The organism is Mucilaginibacter sp. P1_D10 (genome assembly GCF_056406215.1).
On the sequence record NZ_JBFUAP010000002.1, the window covers coordinates 15110 to 36895 of the forward strand.

The 21786-nt window shown below is 44.5% G+C and carries 13 protein-coding genes; 12 read left to right on the forward strand and 1 reads right to left on the reverse strand.

Annotation, left to right across the window (positions count from 1 at the left end; genetic code table 11):
• The first annotated feature begins 98 nt into the window (after positions 1 to 98).
• The 6 genes from AC1DYT_RS02670 to AC1DYT_RS02695 all read left to right on the forward strand — a co-directional run bounded on the left by AC1DYT_RS02670 (position 99) and on the right by AC1DYT_RS02695 (position 9223).
• Positions 99 to 1355, forward strand: coding sequence for an amidohydrolase/deacetylase family metallohydrolase (locus tag AC1DYT_RS02670; protein WP_477468108.1), 1257 nt, complete (start codon positions 99 to 101; stop codon positions 1353 to 1355).
• A gap of 51 nt (positions 1356 to 1406) precedes the next feature.
• Entirely contained in the window at positions 1407 to 2333 is a 927-nt protein-coding gene (locus AC1DYT_RS02675) for an RraA family protein (RefSeq protein WP_477468109.1), read from the forward strand.
• Positions 2334 to 2369: 36 nt separating this feature from the next.
• A complete protein-coding gene (locus AC1DYT_RS02680; RefSeq protein WP_477468110.1) occupies positions 2370 to 3467 on the forward strand; it encodes a bile acid:sodium symporter family protein in 1098 nt (365 codons plus the stop codon).
• A 70-nt stretch (positions 3468 to 3537) separates the two neighbouring features.
• Positions 3538 to 3690: a hypothetical protein gene (locus tag AC1DYT_RS02685; RefSeq protein WP_477468111.1), complete on the forward strand. Its 153-nt coding sequence runs from the start codon at positions 3538 to 3540 to the stop codon at positions 3688 to 3690.
• Positions 3691 to 4466: 776 nt separating this feature from the next.
• Entirely contained in the window at positions 4467 to 7592 is a 3126-nt protein-coding gene (locus tag AC1DYT_RS02690) for a SusC/RagA family TonB-linked outer membrane protein (RefSeq protein ID WP_477468112.1), read from the forward strand.
• Positions 7593 to 7690: 98 nt separating this feature from the next.
• Positions 7691 to 9223 carry a RagB/SusD family nutrient uptake outer membrane protein gene (locus tag AC1DYT_RS02695; protein ID WP_477468113.1) on the forward strand — a complete coding sequence of 511 codons (1533 nt, stop codon included), beginning with the start codon at positions 7691 to 7693 and terminating at the stop codon, positions 9221 to 9223.
• Between the two features lie 462 nt (positions 9224 to 9685).
• Here the strand turns inward: AC1DYT_RS02695 and AC1DYT_RS02700 are convergent, their stop codons facing one another.
• On the reverse strand, positions 9686 to 9817 hold the full coding sequence (locus tag AC1DYT_RS02700; protein WP_477468468.1) for a tetratricopeptide repeat protein: 132 nt from the start codon (positions 9815 to 9817) through the stop codon (positions 9686 to 9688).
• A gap of 36 nt (positions 9818 to 9853) precedes the next feature.
• On the opposite strand from AC1DYT_RS02700, the gene AC1DYT_RS02705 reads away from it, so the two are divergent.
• The 6 genes from AC1DYT_RS02705 (at position 9854) to AC1DYT_RS02730 (ending at position 21720) form a co-directional block, all read left to right on the forward strand.
• A complete protein-coding gene (locus AC1DYT_RS02705) occupies positions 9854 to 12073 on the forward strand; it encodes a glycoside hydrolase family 31 protein (protein WP_477468469.1) in 2220 nt (739 codons plus the stop codon).
• A gap of 883 nt (positions 12074 to 12956) precedes the next feature.
• Positions 12957 to 14948: a beta-galactosidase gene (locus AC1DYT_RS02710; protein ID WP_477468114.1), complete on the forward strand. Its 1992-nt coding sequence runs from the start codon at positions 12957 to 12959 to the stop codon at positions 14946 to 14948.
• 24 nt (positions 14949 to 14972) lie between these two features.
• Positions 14973 to 16532, forward strand: coding sequence for a GH39 family glycosyl hydrolase (locus AC1DYT_RS02715; protein ID WP_477468115.1), 1560 nt, complete (start codon positions 14973 to 14975; stop codon positions 16530 to 16532).
• Positions 16533 to 16553: 21 nt separating this feature from the next.
• Entirely contained in the window at positions 16554 to 16787 is a 234-nt protein-coding gene (locus AC1DYT_RS02720; RefSeq protein WP_477468116.1) for a beta-galactosidase, read from the forward strand.
• Positions 16788 to 16796: 9 nt separating this feature from the next.
• The gene (locus AC1DYT_RS02725; protein ID WP_477468117.1) at positions 16797 to 19163 is read left to right on the forward strand and encodes a right-handed parallel beta-helix repeat-containing protein; all 2367 of its coding nucleotides are present in this window, start codon (positions 16797 to 16799) and stop codon (positions 19161 to 19163) included.
• Positions 19164 to 19278: 115 nt separating this feature from the next.
• A complete protein-coding gene (locus AC1DYT_RS02730) occupies positions 19279 to 21720 on the forward strand; it encodes a glycoside hydrolase family 2 TIM barrel-domain containing protein (protein WP_477468118.1) in 2442 nt (813 codons plus the stop codon).
• Positions 21721 to 21786: the final 66 nt, after the last annotated feature.

A 21786-nucleotide genomic window follows, 5' to 3' on the forward strand; every position in this document is an offset into this window, starting at 1 on the left:
GCGGGGATAATCATTTATTTTCTTGCTTTTTCTGGTAGGGCCTTTACAATACAGAGGCTTAACGGGAGATGCTATTTTTAAATTTTTGACTGATTTTGATGAAGAAGATACTTATTTTAATGCTGAGTATGGCCTTTTTATGCGGCCGGGCCGATGCGCAAAAGTATAGCATAATTATAAAAGGGGGCCACGTTATCGACCCTAAAAATAATATTGATGGCGTGATGGATGTTGCCATAGCTGACGGCAAAATTGCACAGGTATCAAAAAGCATTGATGCCCAATTAGGCAAACAGGTTATTGATGCCAGGGGATTGTATGTTACACCGGGGCTGATAGATATACACTCCCACAATTTTTTTGGCACCCAGCCCGATCACCAGTATGAGAACGGCAACCTCGCTTTGCCGCCGGATGGCTTCACGTTTCGTAACGGCGTTACTACCGTGGTGGATGCCGGTAGCTCGGGCTGGCGTACCTTTCCTACCTTTAAGGCACAAACTATTGATGAATCGCAAACGAGGGTGCTGGCTTTCATCAACATTGTTGGCGAAGGTATGCGGGGCGGCTACGAGCAGGATATGAACGATATGGATCCAAAAATGTCGGCAATTGTTGCGCGTAAGTACAAGAAGTATGTAGTCGGCTTTAAATTAGCCCACTACGACGGACACGAATGGGCTCCGATAGACCGTGCCGTAGAAGCCGGTAATTTAGCCGGAGGCCTGCCAGTAATGGTTGATTTTGGCGGCAGCAGACCTCCATTGCCACTCGAAGAATTGTTTACTAAGCACATGCGGCCCGGCGATATTTTCACCCATTGCTTTGGGCAATTGAGCAATCGCGAATACATTGTTGATTTGCAAACACAGCGGGTAAAGCCCTTTGTTTGGCAGGCACGCAAGCGGGGTATTTATTTTGATGTTGGTTATGGCGGTATCAGTTTTGCTTACTCGCAGGGCATACCCGCCATAAAGGAAGGCTTCTTTCCAAACTCAATAAGTACCGATATCCATACCGGCAGCATGAATAATGCCATGAAGGATATGTTAACCACCATGTCGAAATTTTTGGCCATGGGGATGGACCTGAAAAGTGTGATACAAGCATCAACAGCAAACCCCGCTATGGAAATTAAGCGCGAGGACCTGGGTAACCTTAGCGTAGGTGCCGAGGCAGATGTAGCCATACTGAACGTAAGAGAAGGTAAGTTTGGTTTTTTTGATTACACAGGCTTTACGGTTGAGGCTAATAAAAAACTGGAATGCGAGCTAACCCTGCGCGCCGGTAAAATAGTTTACGATTTAAACGGCATCGGCAATAACCCGGTTGTACTATCTAAAAGCAGCGAGTGAGTTAATGCATACTTAAGAGCATACCAATTATAAACCAAATTAAACAAAAATATGAAGTTAAAAGTAGCTGCAATGGGCGTGCTGCTACCCGCAATTTTACTTGCGGGCAAGGTACAGGCGCAAACCATATCAAGGGAGGAATTAATGTTTTACACGTCAGAATGGAAAGGCGAACGGTTTAAAGACGGGCGGCCGAAGATCCCCGATGCATTGCTGGACCGGGCTAAAAACGTAGGTATTGAAGAAGCCTGGACAGTTTTACGTAACGAAGGCTACAACAACCAGTTTGAGGGCAACTGGAAAACCGTTAATGATAAACCGGTTATTGGCAGGGTGGTTACTGCAATGTTTATGCCATCGCGCCCGGACATTGAAAAGAATATTAAAGAACGTGGCAGCAAACAGGGCCGTAAGGGCAATACCAATGCCTGGCCCATTGATGTACTGACTAATGGCGATGTGTATGTAGCCGATGGTTTTGGTAAGATAGAAGCAGGTACGCTTATCGGCGATAACCTGGGCAATTCCATATTTAGCAAATCGGGCAATGGAGTGATTTTTGACGGCTCGGCGCGAGATTTGGCGGGGCTTGCCAAAATAGATGGCTTTAACGCATTCGTACGCGATTTTCACCCGTCTTACCTGCAAGATATGGTTTTAATGGGCCTTAATACACCTATCCGCATAGGTAATGCCATCGTTTTGCCCGGCGATCTGGTTATCTCAGAAAAGGAAGGCGTGTTGTTTATCCCTGCGCATCTCGCCGAAAAGGTGATTTCCACAGCAGAATTTATAGGGCTGCGCGATAAATTTGGGCAAGCCATGCTTAAGGCCGGCACCTACACCACCGGCGAAATTGACAGCCAGTGGGCTCCTGCCATAAAAGATGCCTTTATGAAATGGCTGGAACAACACCCCGGCGAAATGAAAATGACCCGCCAGCAGTTGGACGAGTTTATGCAAAAACGAACCTGGTAAATATTGGCAACTCATCAGAAATATCTCACAAAAAAAATGAAGAAGATCAATATTTATAAAATAGCGGCAGCGCTTGCAATTTTATGCCTGCTTATCGGGCTGGGCCTTATTATCGGCGGCGGAATAGCTAACGCAGGTTTGCTGCTTATTGCCTGTTTTTTACTGTTCGCAGTTGCCTGCAGAGGCTTTACTGAGCTCAAAGGCTTTTCGTACACGTTGATTATTTTTGCGGCGGTTACTACAGCTTTATATTATCCGCAGTACTTTATCAGCATAAGTGGAGTGAAGCTATCCATACTCATTACCCCTCTCATCCAGTTAATCATGTTTGGTATGGGCACCTCTATGAGCGTGAAAGACTTCGCCGGGGTGCTTAAGATGCCCAAAGGCGTTTTTATAGGCGTGTTCAGTCATTTTTTAATTATGCCATCGCTTGGTTTTACACTGGCAAAATTGAGCGGCTTCCCGCCCGAGATAGCGGCCGGCATCATCCTGATCGGCTGCTCGCCAAATGGCATGGCATCCAACGTTATATCATATTTAGCTAAGGCAAATCTTGCATTATCTATCACCATTACGGCGGTATCAACCATGCTTGCGCCGTTTTTTACACCACTATTGATGAAATTGCTGGGCGGCGCTTTTATTAAAATAGATGTGCTGACCATGATGTGGGACATTTTCAAGATGGTTATTATTCCAATCTGTGCAGGCATATTGTTTAATAAATACCTGCTGAAAAAAGCAAAATGGCTGGAGGTTGTGATGCCCATCGTATCTATGGTTGGCATAGCGCTAATCATAGTAGTGATTACCGCTGCCGGCCGGGCAAGCCTTTTAAATATCGGCTTTATGCTGGTGTTGGTAGTACTGATGCACAATCTATCGGGCTATACGCTGGGTTATTGGGCTGGCCGACTGTTTAAAATGGACGAGCGCGATTGCCGCACCATGGCCATAGAAGTAGGCATGCAAAATGGCGGATTGGCATCGGGCCTGGCAAAGGAGATGGGTAAAATGGCAACCGTGGGGTTGGCTCCTGCAGTTTTCGGTCCGCTAATGAATATTACAGGATCGCTATTAGCAACCTACTGGCAACGAAAGCCAATTGAAAAACCCAAGGTAAAGAATTAATTCTTGGATGTGTTGATTTACTATAGATTCTTGAGCTAAGCTATCTCTATTACTGTGAAATTGCCCATTGATGGAAATACGTAAATCAACACGGACTGTGCCGTTAGCAGCGGGCAAGACCGATGCTGACTATTACAATTCATTAAAACGTGAATACAAAGAGGTTGACCGGGTTCCGGGCCACAAAAAGGAAGAAGCGAAGCAGGTTTTTGCAGAATTATAATTACTTGCACGTCTATAAGCGTATTCGTTTCTAAATGCAAAACAAATAATTTTTTACGCTATCCCCCAACTACTCTGCTTGATCCCTATAAGCAGTAATGTTTGATAAATAACCAGTAATTCGGGTTTTTACATGAATCGATCGCCAGGCAATATTAAGGATGGTTTGATAACAGATGCCATGAAATCGGTCTTATTCCAACAATCGAGCGGTGGCTTGGGCAGTATATTTTAAACTCCAGGCAACAGCCGCAACTAAAAGGAATGGTTTAGTTGATTGATTGAATGCATAACATGCTTATTTATAAAGCGTTATATCGGATTGTACTTTTGGTCCATATTTTTAGTCATCCGTACCCCTCTCTTTTTTTTAGGTTATCATAGCTTCATCCCCCAGAATAGCATTTCAACGCAGCGTTTTCTCGCGCTGCTTTTTGAGTAATGTTCTACCAATATCAATTAAACCGACAATTAATTTATTTTTTGATTTACTAAGCAGCTGAGCGCAGTTTAAAGTTTGATGCAATGGCAAAAAGACTTGCTGATGGACTGTGTTATGAGTTTTTATGCCACAATTAAGCAATCGATTGCTGCCGTAAAACCATAGCTATTTATTGCTATCAAACTGCCCCGGGTTGTTACCAGGACGATGTGAAAAATGCTAAGATGAATTTCAGCTTGCAAATATAATTATGTGTTGATTATGAATCTTTTATATCCAATTAGCCTAGCCTTAATTCAATAATATCCACAATTATTTACTTAAATTTTAAATTCATGAAAAGAAAACTACTAAAACAATTCCTGATGATCATCGGGATGACCTTATCAGGTATTATGATAAGTTTGCCGGGCTTTTCCCAAACGGGGAAGATTACCGGTAAAGTGTCGGGCAAGGACGATGGAGCTCCCCTCCCCGGCGTAACCGTTAAAATAAAAGGCACAACCGAGGCCACGGGCACGAACATCGACGGGATCTATTCCATAAATGCTGCTCCGGGAAGTACTTTGATATTCTCTTTTATTGGTTACGATTCAAAAGAGGTAGTAGTGCCGGCATCAGGCGCACTTGACGTTGTTTTGATGCCAAACACCAGCAGGCTAAACGAAGTAGTGGTAATAGGATACGGTACTTCCCGCAAAAAAGATCTGGTAGGTGCCGTTGATGTAGTGTCTGCAAAAGATGCCGGTGCCAACACATCACTAAGTCCCGCCCAACTGCTAATAGGAAAGTCGCCTGGCGTTCAGGTAGTGCCTACAAATGGTGTGCCTGGCTCAACTGCTAAAATTATTGTACGTGGTGTGGGTTCTTTCACAGATGTTAGCCCGCTGTACGTTATTGATGGCATACAGGGTAATGAAGGCTTGTTCAATCAAATTAGCACGCAGGATATTGAAAGCATAACCATATTAAAAGATGCGGCTTCTACAGCAATATATGGCGTTTCCGGTGCTAACGGTGTTGTGATCATTACTACAAAAAAAGGTAAATCTGGTGCCACCCAGGTATCGTTTACTTCGCAGGTAGGTTTTGCCACCATACCTAAAAAGCTCGATCTGCTGAACGCTGCCGATTATGTAAAGCTCCTTAAAGATATTGATGTTTCGAACAATAATCAAACACCGGCAAAACTTAGCACTCCTTATGTTTTGGTTGACAGAACCGACTGGCAAAACGAGATCTTTAAAACAGCTTTATCAACACAAAATAATGTAACTATAAGCGGCGGAAGTGATAAGGTTATCTATAATATGTCGGCTGGCTATGTAACGCAGCAAGCCACAATCAGGGATTATCAATTAAAAAGGTTTACAAACCGGTTTACCTTAGAAGAAAAATTAGGCCGTTTTCGTTTCGGGCAAACCTTAAATTTGAGGTATTCCAAAACGGCGGGCCAGGTAGCAGGCATAGGTAACGCGCTTCAATATGCACCTTATCAACCCATTTATGATGCTTCAATTCCGGGCGGTTACTCCATCCTTACCAATATTGATGATGACAGTAATGCTGTAAATCCGTTAGCAGATTTAGGCGTAAAAACCCAAAGCAGCCATGAACTGACATTATTTCCTCAGGTATTTGGCGAAGTAAAAATTATCGATGGTTTGAGCTTTAGGTCACAAGCATCGTTAGAATATGGCAGTAGTGCGAGCGATTCTTATAATATACCCTACGTAACCTCCAATAAACTGGCTTTCGACAGGCAAGCCGGCCGTAGTTTTAACGACTACTCCCATTACACCATTGAAAATTATTTTTCCTATAACCGCAACTTTGGCAAACACAATATTTCGCTAACAGCAGGTACAAGTTACAAGGATGCAGGCAGCAGCAAATTTGTTAGCATGACAGGTACCGGTATGCTAACCGATGAAGTAAAGGACATATCCGTAGCTACAAAAATTACTGCAGCCAGTTCTTCAGGTTATGCCAATGGAGCAGGCATCGAACAATCTTATTACGGACGTTTGATCTATTCTTTTGACGAAAAGTATATTCTTTCTGCCAGTTTAAGGCGCGACGGGTCATCCAACTTTCCCAAGGCAAACCGGTACGGTAATTTTCCAGGCGTGGGCTTAGCATGGCGCTTTAGTCAGGAAGATTTTATAAAAACAGCTCTTCCCTTTATCAGCGATGGTAAACTTCGCGTAGGATGGGGCCGCACAGGTAACAACCGCATCTCTCTTACTGCCAGCGATGTTTATACCTTTAATGGATCGACTGCGGGAAACCTGGTGTATTCCTTCGGGCAGAATGAGCAATTTAATAGCGGCACAACGCTTATTACTATCGGAAACGGATTATTAGGCTGGGAAACAACTGACCAAACCGATGCTGGCATTGACCTGGCATTTCTCAACAACAGAATAACGTTTAGCGCCGATTACTACAATAGAAAAAGCAGTGGGTTATTGGTTAATATACCCGTACCACCAAGTTTGGGTATAGGGATAAATACAGGCGGCAGCACACAAACTGTTAACGCGGCGAATGCACAAAATAAAGGTTTTGAATTTCAGTTAGGTTACCGTTCTGAGGCAAGAAATGATTTTAGCTATAACGTAAGCGTTAACGGTGCTTTTAACAGTAATAAAACAATATCCTTAGGCACCCAATCGCCAACGCCAATTGTGGGCGGGACAGGTGTTGCTGAGACATTAACCAAGCCCGGCACCCCTATCGGGGCATACTATGGTTATAAGGTTGATCATGTAGCCAAAGACCAGCCTGAAATTGATGCATTAAATGCAATAGCACAGCAGAAAACGGGCAGTGCGACTGCGGTTTACCAGTCTGGAATAAAACCCGGCGACTTTATATTTAAGGATCTGAACGGTGATGGCGTCGTTAACGAAAAAGACCAGCAGTTTTTGGGAAGCGCAATTCCAAAGTTTATGTATGGCATAAACATGGGTGCTACTTACCATAGTTTCGACCTGAATGTAGTACTATCAGGTGTGCAGGGTGTGCAAATTGGAAATGATCTGAGATCCACTTTGGAGTTCGCAGGCACAGGGCATAATGCCTCAACCGCCATATTAAACAGGTGGCAAAAGCCTGGAGACAATGCAGCTCTGCCAAGGGCTGGACAGAATGACAACGGGTCCGGAAATTTAAGGCCATCAGATTTCTTTATAGACAACGGCGCCTATTTACGTGTCCGTAACATCACCCTGGGCTATACTTTTAGTAAGGCCGCTTTGAAAACGTTTTCGGGTAATGTTTTAAGTAGGCTGCGCATTTACATTGCTGCTGAAAATTTATTTACCATAACCGGCTATAAAGGGTATGATCCCGAAATAGGCTCTGACGGCGGCGATCTTATTTTTAATCGCAACATTGATCGTGGCCAGATTCCACAGCCGCGTACAATTTTATTCGGGATACAAGCAGGATTTTAAGTAACATTTTGAAAAATATAATTATGAAAAAATATATAAAATTCGTTATGACGGGAGGTCTGTTGGCACTCTCAATAGGGTGTAAAAAAGATTTGACCTTGGTTAATAAAAGTGCGTACACTTCTGATACATATTTTACCAGTGATGCTGCTTTAAACGAGGCCGTTGTGGCAACTTACGCAGGTTTGCTGCATAGCGGTTTGTGGGCACGCGAGTGGTATTTTACTCTCGATCTGCTTGGCTATGATACCAAAAACAATCAGCCCCTGGGAGGTGATCTGCTGCAACTGGCCCAGTATAATTTCGGTGCCGATCAAAACCAGGCGAATCAAATATGGTCAGCATTATACCAGATAATAGCGCGTGCCAATGTGGTTATTGATCGTGCGCAGGTATGGAAGCCCGATCCGGCTAAACCTGTAGAGACAACACACCAAACGCAATATATCGCCGAGACCAAATTCCTGCGGGCTTATGCTTATTTTCAATTAGTTAATTTGTATGGCCGGGTACCACTTCGTACCCATTATATAACGCAGCCAACGCCTGCAGAAATAAACCTTGCCAGATCACCCGTTGCCGATGTTTGGGCATTTATTGAAAAAGATCTGAAAGATGCTGAAGCAGGCCTTCCTCTTTCCTATTCTTCTGAAAGTTACGGACGTGCTACACAAGGGGCTGCTGTGGCGCTTTTGGGTAAATCCTATTTATACGAGAAAAAATGGGCATTGGCGCAAACCGAACTTACAAAGTTAACCCAGGCACCTTTCACTTATTCGCTGGCACCGGTTTATAACGATCTTTTTGATGATCCGAAACAGAATGACCCGGCTCTGAATCCTGAAAGCATTTTTCAGGTGATGAATCAGCAATGGACAGATTGGGGTATAGGTAACCAATACTACGTTTTTGGAGGCCAGGAAACCTGGGGTGGAAAAGCAACACACTCAGACCGTGCGCAGGAATACGGTTGGAATGATTGGAACAATGTACTTGTAACTACAACCGCTGTTAAGGCTTTTACCTATCCTAACCCACAAAACCCGGCCGCAAATTACGTAGATCCCCGCGCCGCCTTCACCTTTTATGGTGATGCTGCAAGTGGCGGGCAAACACAATATTGCCAACAGTGTACCCCTGGTGGCGCTGTAGCTTATCCCTTCGCCTCAAAAGGGTACGAGTGGCTTAAATATGAATATTATAACAAACAAGCATCTTTTGGCGGGCCGCAAAGTGGTATAAATGGCCAGGTAATACGCTATGCCGATGTTTTGCTTATGCTGGCAGAGAGCTACATACAACAGGGTAACACAGGCGCGGAGCCATTGGTCTTAATTAACAAGGTGCGCAGCAGGCCAAGTGTTAATGCTACGCTTTATACCTCGCTTGGTAGCCAGGCAAATGCCATGAGCATCTTAATGCGCGAAAGACGGTTAGAACTAACCGGCGAGCAAAGCCGTTATTTTGACTTGATACGTTGGGGTATTGCAAAGCAAACAATAAATGCAGAAAGGCAAATTGAAGACGGCACACAGCCGTTTCAAGATAAAAATGTGTTGTTACCAATACCTTTAGCCGAGAAGAATGCCAATTCCGCAGTCGCTAGCGATATTTCGGGAGAATGGAATTAATGGATATATTAATAACATAATTTATAAGCGGCCCGCGGCAGTAATGTCGCGGGCCCTTTATCTTTAAAATTAACTATATACGCTATTCAAAGAATTATTTTCAGGTCATTCGCCTAAAAAAACGAACCATGTTGAACCAACCGCAATCAGGCACTCTTCTTCAAATTGTAGATGCCCGTCCCAAGCGTTAGGCTGTAATATTAAGTGCCACATCTGATGGTGTGGACCGCGAAAAATTTTGTCAATTGAACATTTCGTGCCCTATTTATTCACTTTTGTACCCGTTCGTTCATCTTTCCCATCTATACTTTTGGCCAGCCCGATCAATAAACCTGATAGCTTTTAAAAAAGAGATAGTAGTTTCTTTGTCTCCGGATGGGAAGCGAAAGCACCGGCATTCATGCGGGGGCTGCTTTGTTAGCTATCATTTTATATCCGGCAACCAATGTAATTTGTTACCCATTAGATAAACCTATATTCATGTTGAATAAAACACAAGTGTTGAAGCAGGTCTGCTGCAAACTGATAATTCCCCTGATTTTGCTTTGCATAAGCGTATCTGCTAACGCCACTGTTATATCGTATAAAAAAGATGCCAGGGGATTGCTACTTAAGCTGGATAAAGGCTTAATGTACATCGCCGTTTGTAAGGATGATATCATTGAAGTTAAATACACCACGTTTGCCAGTTTCAGCACCAAATCCTCACTCATTGTTAATAAAAAATGGGGACAGGCCATTTTTGATGTGCGTGAAAATAAAAATCAGGTTATTATCACAACTGCCAGGTTAAAAGTACTAATTAACAAAGCCACCAATGCCTTAACCTATGCCGACCTTAACGGCAAGGAGATTACTTCTGAGGATGAGAAGAGCATTACACCGGCTACTATTGCCGGTATAGACACCTGGAATATAAGCACCCGGTTCAATTCGCCTAAAAACGAAGCGCTTTTTGGGCTGGGCTGCCACCCCGTTGACACGGGCGCAATCAACTACAAAGGCCGAAACCAGGATATGGCCATAAAGTATTTGACTGGCGCGATACCCGTTTTGCTATCTACAAGGGGCTATGGCCTGATGTGGGATAATTATTCGGCATCCAACTTTTACGGCGGCGAGGATGGCAATACCAAATTCAAATATGTATCCGAAAGCGGGAAAGAGGTGGATTATTACTTTTTCTACGGCCCCGGTTTCGATCAGATCATCAACTCGTATCGTATTGCTACCGGCAAGGCCCCAATGTTTCCTAAATGGGCATTTGGATTGTTTCAATCGCAGGACAGGTATTTGAGCCAGGACGAAGTGCTTTCTGTTAAAGATAAATACCGAAGTAATCATATCCCCGTAGATGTTATTGTGCAAGACTGGTATTATTGGGATCCATTCCCTATCGGGGTACACGTAATGAACCCGGCCCGTTATCCAGATCCCAAAAAAATGGTTGACGAATTGCATAAAGCAAACATCCATGGCATGATATCGATTTGGCCTGTATTTGGCAAGGGCACGAGGGATTTCGACACCCTGAAAAAATCCGGCGGCTTAACCAGTATTACCTGGGACAATGTTGTTACGCACACCTTCGATACCTATTATGATGCCCATAACCCCAAAGCACGCGAACTATACTGGGATATGGCCCGCGACAGTCTCGTTAAAAGATACGGCTGGGATGCATGGTGGGTTGACCAATGTGAGCCTGATAATGGCGCATTGTTAGATGAGCGGCGCAAAAGTGATTTCTGGACAGGTAAAGGCATCGATTATTTTAATACCTACTCTTTGCAGCATTCTACCGGCTTATACAAAGGCTGGCGCAGGGATATTCCCAACAAAAGGGCATTTTTCTTACTCCGCCAATCCTTCGCGGGCGAACAGCGGAATGCAGGCACGCTTTGGTCATCTGATATTTCCTGTTCTTTTGAAGCTTTTAAAGTACAGGTACCCCAGGGAATCAATACCGCCACGTCCGGTATTCCCTACTGGACATCGGACATCGGTGGATATCATTACAACTGGACCGCGCCGGATTGGTCGAAACCGGAATTCAGGGAACTGTTTACGCGCTGGTTCCAGTTCGGTACTTTTTGCCCAATTATGCGCATCCACGGCAAAGGCGAGCGGGCCATATTCTCAAAAAACTGGGATGAGGATACCCGCTCTATACTAATGAAATTCGATAAACTTCGTTATCGCCTGCTTCCATACGTATATTCCCTTGGAGCAAAAACCACCCTGGAAAATTATACCATGATGCGTTCGCTCGCATTTGATTTCCGCACGGATGCGAATGTTTACAAAATACCTGACCAATATATGTTCGGGCCGGCATTTCTAGTGAATCCGGTTACCGGCAAAGGTGACACGGCAAGGAATGTTTACTTACCGGGCGCAGGCCTGTGGTATGATTTCTGGACGGGCGAAAGGCTATCCGCAGGCAGGAATATCAATGCAGGCGCACCGATTGGCCTGATGCCATTGTATGTGCGCGCCGGCTCTATCGTTCCTATGGGCCCCGAAGTTGAATATGCTACCCAAACAAAAAATAAAGCTATCGAATTGCGTATTTACCCGGGTGCTGATGGGCAATTTACTTTTTATGAAGACGAAAATGATAACTACAACTATGAAAAAGGGATGTATAGTACTTTTTCATTAACCTGGAACGACAAACAGAAAAAACTAAGTATTTCCGACACTAAAGGCAAATTCCCGGGTGCATTAAAGCAACGTACTTTCAACGTTGTTTTGGTTAAAGGCAAGCATGGATCAGGGCCGCTGGAAACTGCCAAAACTGATAAAAGTGTAGTATATAACGGAAGCGCGGTAGTGGTGAAATTATAATACTAATACACCAATACAGCTTCCAGGGCGTACTGGTATAGTTACGTTACCCACCGGGCATTGGCAAACGGGCATCCTTTCGTTTCTTTGGGACACCGGGTCAATCATCGACAGGTCGACGTACGCAGTAAACGATTAACAACGATTAGCCGCGCTTGTGCCAGGCACGTAAACTGCCGCATCCCTGGAATTCAGGTAGGAAGTATTGAGTGCCACAGCAGGAAGTAGTGGCAGTGCTGTTATTCATTTAACAACGTTGTCTGAAAACAGCACAGGATCAAGCCGCACCGAGTTCTTAGGGATCAATTCTTCCAAATGGGCAAACTAGAAGGGTAAAGGTGTCGCAAGAAGCTAACATCTATCCCACTTATAATACTTCACCCCCTCGATGCCACAGGTATGAGCAGTAACGCTGCTCAGCTTGCGGCTAGATTGATCTGGCTCGTACGGAACTTTAAGCAGTTGGGGTTGCATTTCAATAAATGTTCCTTAAAAATCGAAACTATAATATTAAATGATAAAATTCCTTAATAAATTGATAATTACATTTTCTCGTAAACATTAAAAGCTACTTTCTTTGAGCAACCAATTATTATACCCGGTTCCTATGCATATGAGACAGAGAGCGCAAAGCATCTTGTTACCGGTGATTTAATAACATCGATTTTTTTATGAAGATTTGCCCACAATCTCGACCCACATATATATATCGATTATTGATAATTCTGACTAAAAAATTATTGTGAAACAACCTATAACATCTTCTACAGCTATGCGGCATCGACAGACGCGAAAATTTATAACGATATTATTATTAGGCCTCTTAATTTCCCCGGCCATTTTAAAGGCACAGCAAGCCAATCATTTTTTCCCAGAAAAAGATTTGGTAACAACCGGTATCTATTACTACCCCGAACATTGGGATGAAGCCCAATGGGACAGGGATATTAAAAAGATATCGGAAATGGGTTTCGAGTTTGTTCACCTGGCCGAGTTTGCCTGGTTTAAAATGGAGCCCGAAGAAGGTAAGTTCGATTTTGCCTGGCTCGACAAAGTGCTCAACCTGTGCGCAAAATATCATGTAAAAGTATTGCTATGCACACCTTCGGCAACCACCCCAACTTGGATGCGGATAAATTACCCGGAGACATTTATTATGGACGGCCATTATATCCGCGCAGAGAACGGCACGCGCGGACTGGAGTCCATGGTCAACCCCAAATTTCGTGGCTATGTGAAAAGAATAGTAGCGGAAATGGCTAAACGATATGGGCAAAACAGCAACGTAATTGGGTGGCAAATAGACAATGAGCCCGGCGCCAATTCCGATTATAGTCCCTCGTCGCAGGAAGCATTCAGAACCTGGTTGAAAAATAAATACAAAACAATTGACGCCTTAAATACAGCCTGGGGTGCAGCCTTCTGGAGCCAGTGGTTTAATAATTTTGATCAGGTGATTATCCCGAATACGAATCTGGTAGGCTGGTGGGGCAACAATCCTCATGCTTTGCTTGATTTTAAAAGATATTCAGCAGACACACAGGCCGAATTTCTTGATTTTCAGGCAGGCGTTTTACACAGTTCTATTTCAAAAGCACAATTTATTACTACCAATTATACTGCCGTTTGTACAGGTTCGGACCCTAACCGTACGGGGAAACTGGATTTTGCGACCTATACGGCATATCCAAACGGAGGCGCCGATAATATTGGCCAATCGGGTTTTCGTTTAGGTAACCCGGATTTGGTCCTTTTTGCTTCAGAATATTACAAATCTGTGGGTGGTGTTTCCGGGGTTATGGAGATTCAGCCCGGGCCCGTTAATTGGGGAAGCTACAACCCCCTGCTTTTGCCGGGTACCGTTCGCTTATGGCTGTACCATAGTTTTGCTGCCGGAGGAAAGATTGCTTGTTCTTACCGCTTTCGTCAAATTTTATATGGTGCAGAGCAATATCATTCGGGTGTGATACAAACAGATGGCGTAACACCCTCGCAGGGCGGTAAAGACTATATGCAGTTTATGAAAGAAATAACAGAACTGCGGAAGAAATTTACAGCAGGTGCCAAAACACCTGCGAAGCTCGCCGCGCGGTCTACAGCGCTGCTATGGAACCTGGAAAATTACTGGAGCATCGACAGGCAAAGGCAAACACAGCAGTGGAATACTTGGGATTACCCGCTAAAATTCCTTAAGACTGCAAGGTCGTTAGGAGCCCCTGTGGATGTAATAGAGGAAACGGCCGATTTGTCAAAGTATAAGGTTGTAATCGTGCCCGCCTATGAAATGGTTGATTCTGCGCTGGTAAAAAAATGGAACGACTATGTAGCAAAAGGTGGCCACCTGGTTGTTACCTGCCGCACCGGTACTAAAGATCGCAGAGGTCATTTTTGGGAAGGAGAGGCAGCTATGCCAATTTCAAACCTGATAGGCGCCCATATCGGCCAAACGGATATGCTTTCATCATATGGTAAAGGCGATCTATTGATGAATTCGAATCATTATCCATGGCATAGTTGGGCAGATTTACTTGTTCCCAATAGTTCAACAGAGGTGCTGGCCACTTATGATAATCAGTTCTACAAAGGAAAAGCTGCCGTGGTAAAACACAGGATAGGCAAAGGCGATGTAACCTATATCGGCGTAGATACCGATGATTCTAAATTGGAAAAGGATCTGTTGAGGCAGATTTATAGCGATGCCGGCGCTACAACGGAAGACTATCCTCCCGGCGTTTTTGTGTATTGGCGCGATGGTTTTTATACGGCGCTAAATTATTCATCAGAGGATTATACCGTGAACCTACCGGGAAATGCAAAAGTTTTAATCGGGGAAAAGACACTAAAACCAGCGGGCGTGCTCGTGTGGACGGAATAATTTTATAAAGAATTGATAAAGAAAATGAAGAAAATAATTTGGGTATTGGTGCTTTCACAATTTGCTTTTTTTGCAAATGTATATGGCCAACGCGTTATCAATGTGGATTTGAACAAAGTATCGGGCAAGCTTAATCCCATGTTCAATACCTGCATAGGTGCAGGCCGGGCAAACGAAGGGCTGCGTGCCGATTGGCAACAACAATTGGCATACGCAAGAACGCAATGCGGCTTTCAGTATATACGGATGCATGGACTGCTTACCGATGATATGGCCGTGTACACGGAAGACTCAAAGGGAGTTCCGCAGTATAATTATATGTATGTAGATGCGCTTTTTGATTTTCTGCATAAAATTGGGATGAAACCTTTTGTAGAGCTGGGTTTTATGCCTAATGCCCTGGCAAGCGGCAACCAAACAATTTTTTGGTGGCGCGGCAATGTTACCCCGCCAAAAGACTATAACAAATGGCAGGCACTCATTAGCAACCTTGTTCAGCATTTTACAGAACGGTATGGTGCCGAAGAGGTTAAATCCTGGTATTTTGAAGTATGGAACGAGCCTAATTTATCCCCCGGATTTTGGACAGGCACCCAGGCGGATTATTTCAAGCTGTACGATTATACGGCAAAGGCAGTTAAAGGCGTAAACCCGGCATATAAGGTTGGTGGTCCAGCCACCGCAGGAGCAGCATGGGTTCCGGAGATGATAGCTCATTGCAGCAAAAACAATATCCCTATCGATTTCGTCAGTACCCATTCTTATGGCGTTAATCAGGGCTTTTTGGATGAATATGGCAATTCGGGCACCGTATTAAGCAAAGATTCGATGTCGGTAAGTGGCGATGTGTTGAATACCCGTAAGCAAATTGCCCAATCGGCCATACCCGGCCTGGAGCTGCATTATACAGAATGGAGTGCGTCCTACACACCGGCCGACCCCATACATGATAGTTATCACGAAGCAGCTTATATTCTGGAGAAAATAAAACAAGTTGGTAATGCGGCCAACTCCATGTCGTACTGGGTTTTTACCGATGTATTTGAAGAGCCCGGCCCACGATTTACACCTTTTCATGGAGGTTTCGGTTTACTCAATATACAAGGGATAAACAAGCCGGCTTTCTATGCATATCAATTTATGAATAAACTCGGTAGAACGGAATTAACCAATACCGATACCCGTTCATGGGCTTGCAAAAATGATAAAGGAGGCATCCAGCTATTGCTGTGGGACTATACCTATACTTTACCGGATTCTGTCAATAATCAGGCTTATTATATCAAAGATCTGCCCGCCAGGCCAAAAGGCAAAGTGAAAATAAATTTATCTCATATGCCTGCCGGAAAGTACACTATGCAAATTTATAAAGTAGGCTACCGGGTGAACGATGCTTATACAGGTTATGTGGATATGGGCCGGCCAAAGCAACTGAACAAGCAGCAGGTTGGAACGTTAAAAGAACAAAACGGCTCTCCCATCGCTATACGGCAAATTGAAATAAAACCGGGTGCTAAGTATTCCAGCGAAGTTGAGATACGGGAAAATGATGTTATCCTGGTAAACCTGATCAAACGGTCTTAATTCACGTACGCAAACACGATTATGAAAAAAAGAATCAATACGCTTTTAATATTTTCAATCATTTTGCTTGCGTCCTGGTCGGTTAGCGCGCAAACACTATACGTCGGCACCAATTATCATCCCCACGACGATAAAAATCAGGAAAAAATAAAAAAGGATATCATGTTGATGAAGGCCGCCGGGTTCAAGGTGGTACGGATGGGCCATTTAGCCTGGGACAGTTATGAACCTGCTGAAGTTTTTTTTATATATTGATAAGACGAAATGGCAACTATCAGGACGATTATGGCTGCAGCATTATTTGCTGTTTCGTTATGGCCGGGGCACGCATCCGCGCAAACAAATCTGTATGTTTCTGCCAGGGGAAACGATGGTAATCCCGGTACACGGAGTAAACCGGTTGCTTCCATAAGCGCCGCTTTGACTTTGGCGCGAAAAATCCCGGGAGCTGTTTTCATCAGGTTATTTGGCGGTACCTATCACGTAAGTAAACCGGTAATATTTACCCCTGCCGACTCGAGGAAAGATAATGGACCGTTGGTTTTGACTATTGCAGACCACCAGAAGGCCGTGGTGAGCGGCGGCATGGTGCTTAACCGCCTGAACTGGACCCCCTATAAAAATGGCATATGGCAGGCAACGATTACGCAGGACCTTGTTTTTGATGAATTGTTTGTTAACGGAGAACTGCAACATATGGCCCGTTACCCTAATTACGACACTTCGGCACAAATCATGGGTGGCACCGCAGCCGATGCCATCAGCAAAGGCCGGGCAGCAAGGTGGGCATCGCCCGCAGGAGGATACGTACATGCATTGCACGAAGCCCGGTGGGGAGATATTCATTACCAAATTAAAGGGAAAGACAGTAGCGGCCTGCCTGTGCTTGAAGGGGGCTGGCAAAATAACAGGCGCTCGGGCATGCATGAAAAATATCGTTATACAGAGAATGTTTTTGAAGAACTTGATACCGCTAACGAATGGTTTTACGATAAGAAAACGAAAACCCTATACTACTATCCGCCCGCAGGTCTCGATTTAAAAACTGCAAAGTTTGAGACACCACAGCTTGCCCATTTATTCGAATTCAGGGGCACGGAACAAAAGCCGGTAAAAAATATCACCATCTCCGCTCTTACCTTAATGCAAACTGTGCGCACCTTTATGCAAAACAGGGAGCCCTTGCTGCGCAGCGACTGGACAATTTACCGGGGCGGGGCGGTACTTTATGAAGGCGCGGTACGTTGCCGGCTCAAAAAATGTGTACTCGAAAATTTGGGTGGTAACGCTGTTTTTTTCAGCAACTTCAACCAGGGCTGTGAAGTATCCGGGTGCAGGATCTCTGAAATTGGCGCAAGCGGCATTTGTTTTGTAGGCGACCCGGCTGCGGTGCGATCGCCCAGTTTTGAATATAATGAGTACATATCACCTGCGAAAATAGATCTTACGCCAGGACCAAAAACAAACAATTATCCTAAAGACTGTAAAGTTTATGATAACCTGATGTTTAACCTCGGTTTTGTAGAAAAACAATCGGCCGGGGTAGAACTATCAATGTGTAGCGATATAGTGGTAAGCCACAATACCATTTATGATTTGCCCCGTGCAGGCATTAACGTCAGCGAAGGCACATGGGGAGGTTATGTGATCGAGTATAACGACATCTTTAATACCGTTAAGGAAACAGGTGATCACGGGTCCTTCAATTCCTGGGGGCGCGACCGTTACTGGCAGGCGGATAAAAAGAAGCTTGATTCAATTGTTGCCGAAAACCCCGGCTTGGCGCTCCTCGATGTTGTGAAGCCGATCGTCCTGCGTAACAACCGCTTCCGCTGCGATCACGGTTGGGATATTGACCTGGATGATGGATCAAGCAATTATCATATTTACAACAACTTGTGTTTGAATGGGGGTATTAAACTTCGGGAGGGCGTAAAACGCATTGTTGAAAACAATATCATGGTCAATAATACTTTTCACCCCCACGTTTGGTTTAAAAACAGTGGGGATGTATTTCGCCACAATATTATTGGCGCAGCGTACCTGCCTATCGGTATTGCCGACTGGGGCCGGGAAATTGACTATAACGCTTTTCCTGATTCCGCTTCGCTGGCCGAAGCCCGTTCACGCGGAACAGATAGCCATTCTGCATACGGGCCGTTAACCTTTGAAAATCCTGAAAAAGGAGATTTTCGGGTAAAACAAGGTGCCGCGGCTTTGTCGATTGGCTTCAAAAATTTCTCGATGGATAATTTTGGTGTGGTCTCGGTGGGGCTGAAGAGGATCGCCAAAAAGCCTATTTTTCCGGCGGCCATAATTACCAATAATTTAACCAAAGATGAAATAACAGACTTTATGGGTGCGAGGGTAAAAAACCTTACCACAGCCGGCGAGCAATCTGCAACAGGTATGGACAGGATAAGAGGTGTATTAGTCCTCTCGGTTGCCCCGGGCTCTGCCGCATCAGCATTTCTTCAGGCCAATGATGTAATTCTAACTTTTAATCGCAAACAGGTCAGCAATCTTAAAGATCTGCAGGAAGCCCGGAATTCTGTTAGCGGCAAAACTGCCGAAATAGTGATTTTTCGTAATCAGCAGCAACTGAAGCGAACGATTGAAGTAAAAATGTAATGATATCACTTTTATGAATAGAATTTTTTTTGGGGGAATTGTTTTCTCTCTATCTCCAACGTTGTTTTGCAACGCTCAAATCAGTGCGCCAAAGCCATTTGGTCCGGTACCCACTATGAATCCGCTTAAAACCTATATTATTACCCACTATATTAAAGTGATAATTGCAGCCTTTCTGTTTTTGGTTGGTAACCTCGCGTGCCGGGCTCAAAATCCCGGTGAAACGGCACGGAGGCAATTATTTGATTATCAATGGAAGTTCTTCCTGGGAGATACGGCCTCGGCCAAATCGAGGGATTTTAATGATAAGGCATGGCGAAGCCTTGATCTGCCGCATGATTGGAGTATCGAAGGTAAAGTAAGCCCCAAAAACCCAACCGGTGGTGCCGGCGGATATTTTCCGACGGGTATTGGCTGGTATCGTAAAACCTTCAAAGCTCCGGGGGAATGGAAAGGCAAAAAAGTCTCCATTTATTTTGAAGGGGTTTATATGAACTCTGAAGTGTTTATAAATGGGAAATCGCTTGGAATTTACCCATATGGCTATTCATCCTTCGGTTATGACCTTTCGCCTTATCTGGATTTTAACAAGGAAAACGTGATAGCAGTGCGGGTAGATAATTCGCAACATGTAAACAGCCGCTGGTACAGTGGTTCGGGGATCTATCGTCACGTTTGGATGATCGCTACCGAAGCTGTGCATATAGCCCAATGGGGCGTTGCCATTACAACTCCCGCTGTATCTTCAAAAAAGGCAACTGTTCAAATTAAAACACGGGTAAAAAACGAAACCGATCTGCCTAAGAGTATTGTTTTAAGCACCTGGTTAAGGGGTGCAGATGCTAAAAATGCCGGAAATGGTCAGATAAAGGTTGATCTGGCCGCTAATAGTGAGAAGGAAGTTGCCCAAACTATAACGGTAACAAATCCCCGGCTATGGACGCCGGAAAGCCCCGGTTTATACAATGCCAGGGTACAGGTGCTGCAAAATAAAAAAGTAATTGATGAAACGGAGACGAGTTTTGGCATACGTTCTATAAAGTTCACAGTTGGGGATGGTTTCCAGCTTAATGGAAAAACCGTAAAGTTGAATGGCGGCTGTGTCCACCATGATAACGGTTGCCTGGGCGCCGCCGCTTTCGACCGTGCAGAGGAGCGTAAGATAGAGCAACTCAAAGAAGCAGGATTTAACGCTGTAAGAACTTCTCATAATCCGCCTTCAGAGGCATTTTTAAATGCTTGTGATAGGCTTGGCTTGTTGGTTGTGGACGAGTCGTTCGATTGTTGGAAAACGGGCAAAAACAAACAAGATTATGCCCAGTATTTTAACCAATGGTGGAAACGTGACCTGGATGCTATGGTTTTGCGTGATCGTAATCACCCCTCGATTATCATGTGGAGCATTGGGAACGAAATAGTGGAGCGCGGTACCCCGGGAGCGGTAGAAACCGCCAAAATGCTTGCCGATGCGATAAAAAAAATAGACAACGGTCGCCCGGTTACATCCGCAATTGTGGATAATGGTAAAAATTGGGCAACGCTTGATTCGCTTATGGCGGCACACGACGTTGCAGGTTATAATTATCACTTATGGAGTGCGTCTGCCGATCATCAGCGGGTGCCTTCGCGAATGATTATGCAAACTGAGTCGTATCCCAAAGATGCCTTTGCAAATTGGAAGCTGGTGAAAAACAACAATTATGTTATCGGGGATTTTGTTTGGACTGCTATGGACTATCTTGGCGAATCGGGGATAGGCCGTTGGTATTACTCAGGCGATGTGCCTGGCGAGCACTGGGAACATGATTTTTTTCCCTGGCATGGCGCCTATTGTGGCGATATCGATTTGATCGGATGGAGAAAGCCCATTTCGCATTATCGTAGCCTTTTATACAATAACACCGAAAAACTCTACATGGCTGTTCGCGAGCCCGAGCCGGATCCATTAGAGATTAAAACAACATGGTGGTCCGTATGGCCTACCTGGGAAAGCTGGACCTGGCCGGAATATGTAGGAAAAGCTATTAAGGTTGAAATTTATTCAAAGTATCCCGGTGTGCGCCTTTACCTCAACAACAAACTTATTGGCGAGAAGCCAACAACTGAAGACCAGGAATACAAAGCCGAATTTACCGTACCTTATGCGCCTGGCCAACTTAAAGCTATCGGTGTGGATAACGGTAAGGAAATTGAAACTACCGCTTTACAAACCGCCGGCAATGCTGCAAAAATCAAGGTAACCGTTGATCGGAAAGAGATAACAGCCGATGGGCAGGACCTGTCTTATGTTACTGTAGAGGTAACCGACAAAGACGGTACACTTCAGCCAAATGCCGCAAACCGCTTAAACTTTAAAATTGAAGGACCTGGAACAATTGCCGGAGTTGCCAATGCGGATTTGAAAGATACCGACCCATATGTTGGCAACGCTCACAAGGCTTGGAAAGGGCGTGCTTTAGTTGTAATTAGAAGCTCGCATGATGCCGGTGATATTAAATTAACTGTTAGTTCAGATGGTTTATCCGCGGCTGTTTTGAATGTTAAAGCCATAAAATAAAACCTGGACAACTACCTGTACTATACTTACTTGAATTATCAACCACAACTGAATTTGGAGATAGAC